Below are 11,989 nucleotides of genomic sequence, written 5' to 3' on the forward strand. Positions count from 1 at the left end.
TCTCCGTATTTATTTATCTTTACATAGTTTGGTTTTTCCACGCCGTTCTACTTATAAGCCCCTTAATTTATTAATGGAAAAAAACAATTTTTTCCGCATTTTAGCCTCCGGCTTCAGCCGTGGGGTAAATAATTACGAATTACGAATTATAAATTACGAATTATTTTGACACACTTATGAAAAAGGATTAGCTTCTGTTACCACTTCTGGCAGTGGAATAAACTCTGTTTCATCGGGCACGCTAGCAAAACGAGAGTCGCGCCAATCAGCTTTAGCTTGCTCTATTCGCTCTGGTCGGCTAGAGACAAAATTCCACCATTTGTAGCGTGTACCTAACGGCTCACCGCCAATAATAATACATCGAGCAGCAGTTGTAGCAGAAACCTCAATGCGATCGCCTGACTCTAGAATAGCGAGACGATATTGCTCCATCGGTTCATCATTAATCCTCAATCCCTCAGTGACACTGTATACTGCCCTTTGTGAATAATCTGTAGGGATAGTGAAGTGGGTGTTGGCAGACAACACTGCATCTAAATAGAGGATAGGTGAGAGAACTTTTACAGGTGAAGTATAGCCAAATGCTTGCCCAGCAATAAGTTTGATGATAACGCCATTCTCTTCCCAGGTAGGAAGGATTTCAGCCGGATAGTGAATGAACGTTGGCTCGATTTCTTCGTGTTCAACAGGCAGGGCGACCCAGGTTTGAATACCATGAATAGTAGCTTCTTTGTGACGGTCAAAGTCAGGTGAGCGTTCTGAATGGACAATCCCTTTTCCTGCTATCATCCAGTTGACTGCACCTGGTTGGATTTCCTGCACAGTACCTAAACTATCGCGATGCATCAAAGCACCATCAAATAAATAAGTTACCGTTGCCAGATTAATATGGGGATGTGGTCGGACATCGATGCCTTGATTGGGGGGCATAACGGACGGGCCAAGATGATCGAAAAAGATAAACGGCCCAACCGTTTGGCGATTAGGATATGGCAAACTGCGGCGGGCAGAAAAACCACCCAGATTTTTAACTTCGGGTTCAATCAGTTGAAGAATTGCCATAAATAATCGCAGGTGATTAGTAAATGCTGTAATTATTATAAGTATATTTACTTGTAAATAAGTTAATCTTGATGAGTTATCTATTTGTTTTGTAGGGTTCATGCCAATGCGATCGCCTGTTTTTTACTATTAAATATTAAACACAGCCCCAGTCAGTATTGTTTCTCAACCAGAGAGTCTTTTGACAAGTGCGATCGCTCATGTTTAACTTTCTTAAACTTCTGATTAGATTTCAGTTTCCTGCTGTTGAGGAAATTGATTGTAACCAATTAGCTCAATTACTATCAGATTCTGCAAAGCCCCGTCCATTATTACTAGATGCACGAAGTCAGACTGAGTATGCAGTAAGTCATATCGAAACAGCAGTACGCATAGATCCTCTCACAGAGGACTTAGCAGCAATTGCAACAGCTTCAAAAGATAGACTAATTGTTGTGTACTGTGCTGTTGGCTACCGGAGCGCAAAATTAGCCCAAAAACTGGATGAAGCCGGGATTAAGTGCATTTATAACTTGAATGGTGGAATTTTTCAGTGGGCAAACGAAGGTAGGCCGATCTTTCAAAATGGGCATCTGGCAAAGGTTGTACATCCTTACAATGCAATATGGGGAAAATTACTAAAAGCTACTTACCATACTCAGGAGTGTTGAACTTTGGACTAAGAGCTTGTCAACATTAAGCAAGTAGAATGAATGGCACTAAGTCAAGATACAGCCCTTGCCCCAACTAGTTCCCAGCATCCAGGCTGGGAAACCATTCTCGGAGGGCTGCCGCCTCTTCTTTCTTGACAAGAGGCAGAGCCTCTCGGAACTAGTTCCCAGCCTGGAGGCTGGGAACGAGGATACAATAAGTCTTTGGGCTTTTCTTAGTGCCATTCGTAAGTAGAATAAAAGCAACGATAAAACTACTTAAGCTGCATGTCTCAAGTTTCGATTGTCATTCCTACTTTAAACGAAGCAGTTAGCTTAGAGCGGACATTGCGCCAATTGACTTTACTTAATCCGCCTGCTTTTGAAGTGATAGTAGTAGATGGTGGCAGCGATGATGAGACAGTGGCAGTTGCAAAACAATGCTTTGAGTCATTCAATCAGTCGCTAGGCGTACAAGTTCTCTCATCTGAGCGACGCGGGCGTTCTATTCAGATGAATTACGGAGCATCGGCTGCAACTGGAGATATTCTTTGCTTTCTTCATGCAGATACTTGGGTGCCGGATGACCTAATCACTGTAATAGAGAAAACTCTAGCAGAGTCAACCATTGCTTGTGGGGGGTTCATTTCTCTGATGAGTGGATCTCAAACAACTCGCTGGGGCATCTCTCTACATAATTATCTAAAAACCTACTACGCGCCACTGCTATTTAAGCCTCACCTGTTTTTTCGAGGATTGCGCCTGTTGTTTGGAGATCAGGTAATGTTTTGTCGTCGCACTGACTTTTGGGATTGCGGCGGATTTGATGAGGCATTGCCGATTATGGAAGATGGAGATTTATGCCTGAGATTAGTTAAAAAAGGACGTATTTATCTGGTAAACCGCATTGTTCACTCTTCAGATCGTCGTGTCGCAAAATGGGGTAGCTGGAAAGCAAACGCAATCTACCTTTATATCGGTTTTTTGTGGGGGATTGGCGTTGATGCAAATTATCTCAAACAATTTTATCAAGATATTCGCTGATTCAGGCTCCAGTCATAATAGAGATAGGAAATCGGCGTTGAGGCATTTATTGGCAAGTCTATTTCTAGGTAGGAGCGGATATATTCTGGAATAGAGGATTTGACCTTCAGAAAATCTTGACGATACCATTTAAAGATTTTGCTACAGTAGAGCGTTTTACTATCTGAGTCATAACGGACTTTTTCAGGATTGTTAATGAAGCGACGGGTATCTTCATCTAACTGCTGAGTAACTTGTTGAGGAAAATAAGCTCCAGCACGCAGTAACGGGCAACCAACCGAAGCGCAGACAATTGCAAAATGAATTCGTGGCTCCTGCAATTGATTCCGCAGAATCTGGTTTTCTATTTGGGCTAAACTATAACGTTCGTCAAATATATAATAAGCACGACGTTGGAAGAACCACAAAAAAGCCAGCCAGTTGGGAATGCCTAAGATTCGCGGACGAATTGACTCAAGCGGGTATCTCTCCAAAATTGCCGAAATGGTGAACGCATTGTAAAGGTTGATCCACAATGCTAATTGATCAGAAGTGTTGCTATTAGATGTAAAAGCCAGATTTTTTTGACTCGACAACCAATTTGCGATCGCTTGAGGTTGCTCAGTTTTCCAAGCAATATAGTTTACACGACCCTCTCGATCGACATACTGACGCAACAACCTGTCCCAAGGTTCAAAATCAATCATTATTGCTGTGTTTATATGTTGGCCGTAGCTAAGGGAATTCTTTGCTTTCGCGATCGCAACGTACAGTTGAATTTGTACAAGTATTTATTTAACGAATTATAACAATACTATCTTTGGCAACTTGAAATCAGCGATACACTGAGGAAAATTCCTTGAGGAAGCGTTGATGGCACGGTCAAACGGGGTTACAAGTGAAACGTCTGTAGAGGAATTGCCTACAGCTTCAGACAAAGATACGATAACAATTGAAAATCCACCTGAGCCAGTGGAAGATGCCCAAGATATTGACGACATATTGAACTCACTAAAAACCTTACTGAGTTCTTTAGAAAAGCTCCAAAAAGTCCGGCAGGAAGTGGGCGATATTAAACCGTTGATTGGGCGGATGCTTGATGGAGAACTAGTTGCTGGTGAAGAACTTGAGCAACTCAAGACAGGTGTGAGCAGTCTTTCTCGCCTTGTTCGTGCTTATAATGACCATCAAGTAGCGTTGGCTAAAGCACAACCTGCTAGAAACTTACTAGATCAAGTACTGAAAGAACGTAAAGCTAATAGAGTTGAGACTGGGGATTAGGGATGAAATTCTTTGGATTTTGGTTGGAGTTCTAATTTCCAGTCAGATGTTAGGAGTTTGTAATCCTTAATTTAACAAGCGATCGCACTTTTTTGAGAGAATGCGATCGCCTCTCCATCGCCTTTAGGTATGTATGTCTACAGCAGCAAGGTAGATTGTTAAAGTAAGTATGGTATTATATTTGACTTACTATTGATATTTTTCTTAATAATTTGCTAATAACCTAAAATAGGTTATGATAACGAAAGCCTATTATTACTTGCAAGGTAGGTATCGTAATGAAGACTAATAGAGAGAATCTACCCTTAGACCAGATTCTCTTAGAGGATAGCTTACAACTGCTGAGTAATCTGCCAGATGAATGTGTTGATTTAGTTGTATCCTCTCCACCTTATAATCTAGGCAAAGAATACGAATCAAGGCAAGCTCTTGAGATTTATTTGGCAGAACAAACAGCCGTTCTGGTTGAATGTAGCCGGATTCTCAAAAATACAGGTTCGCTATTTTGGCAAGTTGGTGCTTTTTCTGACCGAGGAATGCTGATTCCTTTGGATATTCGCTTTTTTCCGATTTTAGAGTCATGCAGATTAATTCCTCGCAACCGAATTATATGGGCTAGGCAACATGGTCTTCATGCCCAGAAAAAGTTTTCTTGTAGACATGAAACTATTCTTTGGTTTACTAAATCAGATAACTATAAATTTAATTTAGATACTATTAGAGTTCCCCAAAAATATCAAAATAAGAAACATTATCGAGGGAATCGAAAGGGGGAACTTTCATGCAATCCAGAAGGTAAAAATCCTGGTGATATTTGGCTGTTTCGGAATGTTAAACACAATCATGAAGAACAAACTATACATCCCTGCCAATTTCCAGAAGACTTGGTAGCTAGAATTATATTAGCTACAACTAACGAAAATGATATTGTTTTAGATCCATTTATGGGAGCTGGTACTACGGCAGTAGTTGCAAGAGATCATGAACGTCATTTTATCGGGTCAGAAATTGAACCGAAATATCATCAAGTTGCGTTGCGTCGTCTCAGTGGCAATCCAGATAAAAATGGTTGTTTTCCAAATTTAAAAACATTGCGTGATTATGTTGAAAAAACTGGTCAATCTATTGATAAATTTAAGTTTGATGTGCAAGTAGGAAATAAAGCTTCAGAACGCAGCAAAGCAAAAATTTATCCAGAAGAGTATCACTTGCAAGAAATGGAAGATAGATTAATCTATGAAGAATCTGCTTTTGCAGCTAATCTAAGAGGTGAAGAGATTCCAGTAGATGCAAAGCTTAATGGAAACGGGAAAACGACCCCTTTACAAAATCAAATGGTAAAACAAGTAGAAGAAGTAGAACAAATCGAATTGAGATTATGGACTTAATAGATTAATTTTTACAATAAGTTAATTAGACAACGACTACGGGCTGAACGTCCCGCAATAATTTGGCATTGGCGACTAACTCTAGTATTTACAGTTCTAGAATATCTTTTAGATAAATACTCAGTCCAGATAATAGGAACTATTGTATTTTGTTGTTCAAATAATCCAACCAGTCTGATTGGTACATCAAAAACTTGGTTTTTAGCCAAAGCTGTTAATTGATTAACAGCTTGCTCGTAATAAAGAGTGCTATTGGAGGCAGGAAACATCAGAGCCTTTGTTACTATAATTACCAAATTAGTCGGGTATCCAATAAATTCAGTTTTAGCTTTGAAGAACAATTCTGAGCGCAAAGTGTTATTGAGTAGAAAGGGATAGTTAGAAAATTGAATTTCAATGATAATGCCAGTTTTAGCAAAATCAACATCTGTACCTAAAAATCTATAAGGTGCTGGAATAGGAATATTTGATTGCCAACCATCATGAATAAAAGCAGCTTTAATATATTCGTTCGTACCTACTGGATCGAATATTGCATTACCTTGAATTCCAGCTTGATCTGAAGCCTTGATGTGCAAAGGCATTCTAGTGAGAGTAGTACTAATATCATGCCATTCGTTTTGGTATTGAGTATTAATTATTGTATCTGCTGCGTTAAAATCAACATATTGAATAATGATTATTATGTCTCCTTTTGGTATTTCAACAGTTCTTTGATAAAAGCAAGCGGATCGATTTCAAGAACTTGGGCAACTTGTAAAAATTCAATTACGTCAAGACGACGCTCTCCACGTTCATACTTTGATACATAAGATTGTGGAAGCTCTAGCTTTGCTGACAACTCTGTTTGAGTGAGCTTTGCAGCTTTCCGCGCTTCTATAAGTAACTGGCGAAACCGATTGTAATCTTCGCTGAAAACTGATTTAGGCACTTTAGCTTGCCTTTTTTCTGGCGATGGTTTATTCGATCTCAATGAGAGCTATTACATATTGCTAAACTCATTTAAATTCTAAAACCTAATATAGGATAAACCCAAAATAGGTTTTTAACAGCTATGCTGAAAACAGCACGCGCGTAAGCGTTAGCGTAGGCTCTCCAAAAGTTGCCCGTCATAAACATCACACGCTTAATTCTCCAAGCTTGTAAATATGAAGTCGCTGTATGTCTAAATCTGTGGTTTCATTTGAAGGATATCAAATTTTGCAAGATATCTATTTATGATGATGAATGTTGCACCTGCCATTGTAATACTGGGTCAAAATAGCGTGACAGTAGCACGCAAAATAATCAGCGTCTTACCAGGGGCAACACTATACGGTTTAGAGGGTCGCACATCGGAAGTTGATGTCAGCTTCACGAATTTTGGCGAGATGCTGCGCGAGTTATTTATGCAGGGAAGACCGCTGATTGGCATTTGTGCCGCCGGCATTTTAATTAGGACGTTAGCTCCGGTAATCTCGGATAAACGACAGGAACCACCAGTGCTAGCTGTGGCTGAAGATGGAAGTGCTGTTGTCCCTCTCTTGGGCGGACTTGGTGGAGTCAACGATTTGGCTCGCCGCATTGCCGAAGCCCTTGATGTCAAACCTGCAATTACGACCACAGGCGATTTACGTTTAGGTACAACGCTGTTATCTCCTCCCCCTGGATACCATTTAGCCAACCCAGACGATGCGAAGAAATTTATCTCAGATGTGCTAGCTGGGGCGCAAGTTAATCTCGAAGGAATAGCACCTTGGTTGAGTGATAGTAAATTACCGATAGATCCCAAGGGAGATTTGACCATCCAAGTTACAGAACGTTTGGTGACTCCTACAACCAACTGTCTTGTCTATCATCCAGCAACGATCGCGATCGCAATTAGTGGCATGATTGATGATGCAGTAGCTTTAGTACAACAGCTACTAGCTGATGCCAAACTAGAAACAGCATCAGTCGCCGGGATATTTGCACCCATCACCGCCGCAGCCGATCCCACAATCCACGCCGTATCTAGCGCCTTGGGAGTACCCACCCGCTTTTTTACCCCAAATCAGCTAGAAAATCTACTTTCACAAGGTTATAGCCCCGCCGAAGCCGCAGCGATCGCCGCCACAGGTACATCCCCTTTATCTTCTCCTTCTCCTAACATTGCGATCGCTATTGCCCCTCAAGTAATTGATCCCAACACCATTGGTCAGCCACGCGGACGGTTAGCGGTTATTGGCACGGGCCCTGGTGGTTCGCTGTGGATGTCTCCCGAAGTGAAGGAGATACTCAAGTCGGCAACCGACCTAGTGGGTTATAAAACTTATTTAGATTTAATTGGTTCTCTGGCTGATGGCAAGCAACGGCATGAGTCTGACAACCGCGAAGAAGAAGCACGAGCAAAGATGGCCCTTGATTTGGCTGCATCTGGGCGATATGTAGCTGTAGTTTCATCTGGCGATCCCGGTATCTATGCAATGGCAACAGCGGTTTTTGAGGTGTGCGATCGCTATGCTAAACCTGAATGGGACAGTATCGACATTCATGTGGCCCCAGGCATCTCTGCAATGCAGGCAGCAGCAGCAGCCATTGGTGCGCCTCTTGGGCATGACTTCTGCGCTATTTCCCTCTCTGACATCTTAAAACCTTGGTCTGCGATCGCACAACGAATTACCGCTGCTGCTGAGGCTGATTTTGTCATTGCTTTCTACAATCCTGTTTCCAAAGAGCGTACTTGGCAACTGGCAGAAGCGAGAAATATTTTGCTGCAACATCGAACACCAGATACACCAGTAGTATTGGCCCGGAATCTCGGTCGGCCAGGACAAACAGTAAAAGCGATCGCACTTGAGCAGTTGACGCCAGCAAGCGCTGATATGCGGACAATTATTCTCGTTGGTTCCACAAAAACCCGAACCATCAAGCGCCGCGATGGTAATATCTGGGTTTATACGCCGCGTCGCTATACCGAATAGGCACGATTGGCGCTGTCAGCAAAGAGAGCAAAAAAGGATAAGGATAAGCACTTTTTTTTTAAAGCACTCAAAGATGAAGGGATGGGATTTTGCATTTTCTGTAATGCTGCGATCGCTACCCTTTATGCTTTAGAAATAAAACAAATCAAGCGAGTTGGAATTCTTGAGTGTGATGTACATCACACAAACGGAACACAAGCAGGCGTGGATAATGTGTTCAACATTACTTTTTGTTCAATTCATCAATTAGCAGGTTATCAACACACAGGAAAATCTGAGAAACATGCATAAAAGTTCCCAAAAGCGTGCAACAGCAACTGATACATCGTCAAAATTTTTAATTTTCACAACAGCAGTCATAGTTGTGTTACGATACAACTCGTGTATGTAGTTCATTCAAACGAAAATCCCAATATATCTCACCTATCTGTAATGTAAATAAGTAAAAATCATTGATGATTACGCTATGAAAAAATAAATTATTATCAAACAGAATACATTGTTTCAAAAGTCAGAATTTATTCTGAATTCTGTATAACTAGCGGATGAATCATCAGGTTTAAGAACTTCACAAAACAAGAGATTTTGGTGATGTAAGAATTCATTAGTGGGCCTAAATCCCCGATTGATAACGAAGCTCCTTCTCTACGAAAGGTTTCGCTTTCAGAGACGCTAACGCGAATGCCAATAAATCCTTAAGTGTCTTGATTCGGACTTCTGAATTCTTATTTCAACACATTTTCTTTGGAATTTTAACATTGTAATCTAAGCATGTAGTAATTAGTCAGGAGTTTAGTTTCATGAATCCTAAAGTCTCTGTAATTATCCCTGCCTACAATACTGAAGTTTATATTAAGAAGGCAATAGAGTCAGTCTTAAATCAAACACTCACTGAGCTTGAAGTTATCGTTGTCGATGATGGTTCGATTGATAAAACTGTAGAAGTTGCAAAGAGTTTTACCGATCCACGTCTTACAGTGATAGTTAATCCACAAAACCTTGGGGTTTCTGCTGCACGTAATCTTGCTATCAGAGCAGCCCAAGGAGAATGGATTGCTGTTCTTGATTCAGATGACTGGTATGCTCATGAAAGATTAGAAAAGCTTGTGTTGCTAGCAGAACAAGCAAATGCAGATATGATTGCAGATGATGTTTATTTTATCAAAGATGGTGCAACATCTCCTTGGAGTACCTTGATTCAAGAAAGTGGAGAACATATAGATAAAATTCTCAAAATTGATATCGTTTATTTCATAGAGACTGATGTCTATGGAAAAGCAGGGCTGCATCTTGGTTTAAGTAAGCCTATGTTCAAACGAGAATTTTTGGTTAAACACAGCATAGAGTACGATGAAACCCTAAGTATAGCTGAGGACTTTTGGCTTGACATGAAATGCTTAATTAATGGCGCTCGCTTTTTTCTAGTGCCAGAAGCCTATTATTTCTACCGTTCGCGCTCTTCTTCTCTTGTACGTGAAAGCCCATTTAAACGTCTAAATCAATCTTGCATAGCTACTTATTCTTTCATGCAGCAAAAAGCTGTGAAAAAAAATCCAGCTTTAATGCGTGCTCTGTCTTACAATCTTACAGTTTACAACAGAAATTTAGCTTACTATCAAGTTTCATTCTCTATCAAAGAAGGAAAATGGTTATTAGCATTGAAAGAACTCACGAAAAACCCAAGTTTTTTTTATGATTTTATTTCTAAATTTAACGATATTATCCAACGTCGATTTCAATACTATGTGATGGGTAATAAATTAGTTTTTGAGATGCTTTATAATATCCAGATAAAACGAAGAAAACCCATGCATCCCAGTTTCTATTCTCCCAGCAACAATAAATAAGTAAGACCAAAAGATTGTCACAGAAATATGAGGTAAGGGAGTAATTGGACAACCCTGTGACTGGAAAGGTTATAAAACTGTACGTCTTCACAACTAGGCTGCGATGCCTACGGCGGTAAACTACGCAGCCTAGTTCCAAGAAAATAATCTTGTAGTCAGTTGGGTTAACAACCAAATCATAGCTCCTATACTGATTTGTATTGGAGATAGACATGATTGAATTTAGAATATTATTCCTGAATTTACTCTCCCTATTGAACGCCGCGAAATACTCGATCGAGTAATCATGTTCTATTTTCCAACCATAGGATTGTTATGATACCTATTGCATAAGCAAAAATATCTTTCCAATCAAATACACTTCCCAAAGCAACAGCCAGAATCTTGTATTTTTGTAATCCTAAATTATTTACAAAATTAAAATATTGCAGAATTTCGATTGCACAAGAAAAGGCAAAAACTGATAAAGCGACGATGGATGAATGTATATTCAAAAAAGCTTTGACAAAACAATAAATTAATATAACTACTAAAACATCACCGATAAAAGGACGAATGAAACTATCATTGACAAAAACAGCAATACATATTTCTATTAAAAATAGTAAAATTGTGAGATAAAAATATTTTTTGTTGAAGATAAACATGGCAATCAATAGCGCTCAAAAAACACCTGCTTTGACTAAGCTCAACCACATCTAGCTTGCATATCTAAAATTTATATAACTCTTGTGGGGTGGGCATCTTGCCCGCCGTAATTATGCAATTTAAATGTGGAACAGCTTATCAACCTCTTTAATTCTTGATAGATTCTGTTGAAGATTCTATTATTACTGAGTAGGTTTCCAAATGACAATGGGATATAAAACTCTTTGTCTACCAATAAACTTCTCTGTTTTGCCTTCCCTGTAAGAGCTTCTGCCTTCACGTTTCGGTGTTTCGCGCAGCCTGTAGCAACTTCCGTCTTCCCTGTAAGAGCTTCTGCTTTCACGTTTCGGTGTTTCGCGTAGTCTGTAGCAACTTCCGTCTTCTCTGTAAGAGCTTCTGCCTTCACGTTTGGGTGTTTCGCGCAGCCTGTAGCAACTTCTGCTTTGACGTTATTAGAAACAGACTTGCGTTATATGACAATACGGCTCGGTTAAGGCTTTTTGATGAAAATTATAAATTGCAAAGACGCGATAAATCGCATCTCTACATCTGGATTTTGGGCTATTCCTGATACACATTTACTTGCACTGTAAGATTTAATCGGATAATCTGAGCAATCGAGATTGTTTTTCAAGAAAACCAATGAACAAATTCATACTGAGTTTGCTTTCTTCTCCAGTGCTGATTAGCTCTCTTCTCTCTATGGGAGTAATGCTGAATCACGCACAAGCTATGGAGCCAGAACCAGGAGCCAAAATCACAGATCGTCTATCTTGTATACGCAATAAACATAAAGTGGGTTTAGTATGTGCCAGAGCTTCCGTATTGGCTCAAATTCCTAACTATCAACGTGAAATAGAGTTTTCTCAAGAAGATGCTCCCATGCTGGAGTTCAATGATGAAGAAAGCAATGTGGCAATCGACTTATTTGGCTGTGATTGTCCTGCTTGTATAAATTCTTTGCGTCAGATGCGCGGGGCGATACCCTTGGTATATTAGGATTTTGCAAATTTATCTTTGTTTATAAGAAATATCCGCAAACTTTTATGAGGGCATAATATCATGTCCGCATAATTAGGGCTTGCTAACCACAGTCATTACACCCCACCCCGCAAGCGGCTACGGTGTATACACAAGTCTTTGAGAGTTGCCTCACAGCGTTTAGATCC

Annotated in this window: 13 protein-coding genes; 8 read left to right on the forward strand and 5 right to left on the reverse strand. The window is 40.1% G+C overall.

Translation table 11 applies throughout. The features are described 5' to 3' along the window. Positions 1-174: 174 nt before the first annotated feature. Positions 175-1,062: a pirin family protein gene (locus tag ACM0OX_RS33500; protein ID WP_414519290.1), complete on the reverse strand. Its 888-nt coding sequence runs from the start codon at positions 1,060-1,062 to the stop codon at positions 175-177. Positions 1,063-1,262: 200 nt separating this feature from the next. Here ACM0OX_RS33500 and ACM0OX_RS33505 point away from each other — a divergent pair, with 200 nt between their 5' ends. Both ACM0OX_RS33505 and ACM0OX_RS33510 read left to right on the forward strand, forming a co-directional pair. Beyond that, positions 1,263-1,712, forward strand: coding sequence for a rhodanese-like domain-containing protein (locus ACM0OX_RS33505; RefSeq protein ID WP_414519275.1), 450 nt, complete (start codon positions 1,263-1,265; stop codon positions 1,710-1,712). A gap of 267 nt (positions 1,713-1,979) precedes the next feature. Further along, positions 1,980-2,735 carry a TIGR04283 family arsenosugar biosynthesis glycosyltransferase gene (locus ACM0OX_RS33510; RefSeq protein ID WP_414519277.1) on the forward strand — a complete coding sequence of 252 codons (756 nt, stop codon included), beginning with the start codon at positions 1,980-1,982 and terminating at the stop codon, positions 2,733-2,735. Here the strand turns inward: ACM0OX_RS33510 and ACM0OX_RS33515 are convergent. Next, positions 2,720-3,421: a DUF547 domain-containing protein gene (locus tag ACM0OX_RS33515; RefSeq protein ID WP_414519279.1), complete on the reverse strand. Its 702-nt coding sequence runs from the start codon at positions 3,419-3,421 to the stop codon at positions 2,720-2,722. The genes ACM0OX_RS33510 and ACM0OX_RS33515 overlap by 16 nt on opposite strands. Before the next feature lie 166 nt (positions 3,422-3,587). Here ACM0OX_RS33515 and ACM0OX_RS33520 point away from each other — a divergent pair, with 166 nt between their 5' ends. Both ACM0OX_RS33520 and ACM0OX_RS33525 read left to right on the forward strand, forming a co-directional pair. Then, on the forward strand, positions 3,588-3,995 hold the full coding sequence (locus tag ACM0OX_RS33520; RefSeq protein ID WP_414519281.1) for a hypothetical protein: 408 nt from the start codon (positions 3,588-3,590) through the stop codon (positions 3,993-3,995). Between the two features lie 278 nt (positions 3,996-4,273). Continuing rightward, positions 4,274-5,383 (forward strand): DNA-methyltransferase, encoded by a 1,110-nt coding sequence (locus ACM0OX_RS33525; protein WP_414519283.1) that lies wholly within the window; start codon positions 4,274-4,276, stop codon positions 5,381-5,383. Between the two features lie 11 nt (positions 5,384-5,394). Here the strand turns inward: ACM0OX_RS33525 and ACM0OX_RS33530 are convergent, their stop codons facing one another. Both ACM0OX_RS33530 and ACM0OX_RS33535 read right to left on the reverse strand, forming a co-directional pair. Next, positions 5,395-6,084, reverse strand: a complete 690-nt coding sequence (locus ACM0OX_RS33530) for a BglII/BstYI family type II restriction endonuclease (protein ID WP_414519292.1) — start codon at positions 6,082-6,084, stop codon at positions 5,395-5,397. Next, on the reverse strand, positions 6,066-6,314 hold the full coding sequence (locus ACM0OX_RS33535; protein ID WP_099103407.1) for a helix-turn-helix domain-containing protein: 249 nt from the start codon (positions 6,312-6,314) through the stop codon (positions 6,066-6,068). The genes ACM0OX_RS33530 and ACM0OX_RS33535 overlap by 19 nt, the downstream gene beginning before the upstream one ends. Positions 6,315-6,603: 289 nt before the next feature. Here ACM0OX_RS33535 and cobJ point away from each other — a divergent pair, with 289 nt between their 5' ends. The 3 genes from cobJ (at position 6,604) to ACM0OX_RS33550 (ending at position 10,172) form a co-directional block, all read left to right on the forward strand. Continuing rightward, positions 6,604-8,325 (forward strand): precorrin-3B C(17)-methyltransferase, encoded by a 1,722-nt coding sequence (cobJ, locus tag ACM0OX_RS33540; protein ID WP_414519294.1) that lies wholly within the window; start codon positions 6,604-6,606, stop codon positions 8,323-8,325. A 6-nt stretch (positions 8,326-8,331) separates the two neighbouring features. Continuing rightward, positions 8,332-8,616 (forward strand): hypothetical protein, encoded by a 285-nt coding sequence (locus tag ACM0OX_RS33545; protein WP_414519284.1) that lies wholly within the window; start codon positions 8,332-8,334, stop codon positions 8,614-8,616. Positions 8,617-9,125: 509 nt separating this feature from the next. Further along, positions 9,126-10,172 (forward strand): glycosyltransferase family 2 protein, encoded by a 1,047-nt coding sequence (locus tag ACM0OX_RS33550; protein WP_414519286.1) that lies wholly within the window; start codon positions 9,126-9,128, stop codon positions 10,170-10,172. A 284-nt stretch (positions 10,173-10,456) separates the two neighbouring features. Here the strand turns inward: ACM0OX_RS33550 and ACM0OX_RS33555 are convergent, their stop codons facing one another. Continuing rightward, entirely contained in the window at positions 10,457-10,819 is a 363-nt protein-coding gene (locus tag ACM0OX_RS33555; protein WP_414519288.1) for a DUF2809 domain-containing protein, read from the reverse strand. A gap of 643 nt (positions 10,820-11,462) precedes the next feature. Between ACM0OX_RS33555 and ACM0OX_RS33560 the strand changes: the two genes are divergently transcribed. After that, positions 11,463-11,819 carry a hypothetical protein gene (locus tag ACM0OX_RS33560; protein ID WP_334880928.1) on the forward strand — a complete coding sequence of 119 codons (357 nt, stop codon included), beginning with the start codon at positions 11,463-11,465 and terminating at the stop codon, positions 11,817-11,819. The last annotated feature ends 170 nt before the right edge of the window (positions 11,820-11,989 follow it).

It is taken from the genome of Nostoc sp. PCC 9305 (genome assembly GCF_963920915.1).
Classification (GTDB): Bacteria; Cyanobacteriota; Cyanobacteriia; order Cyanobacteriales; family Nostocaceae; genus Nostoc.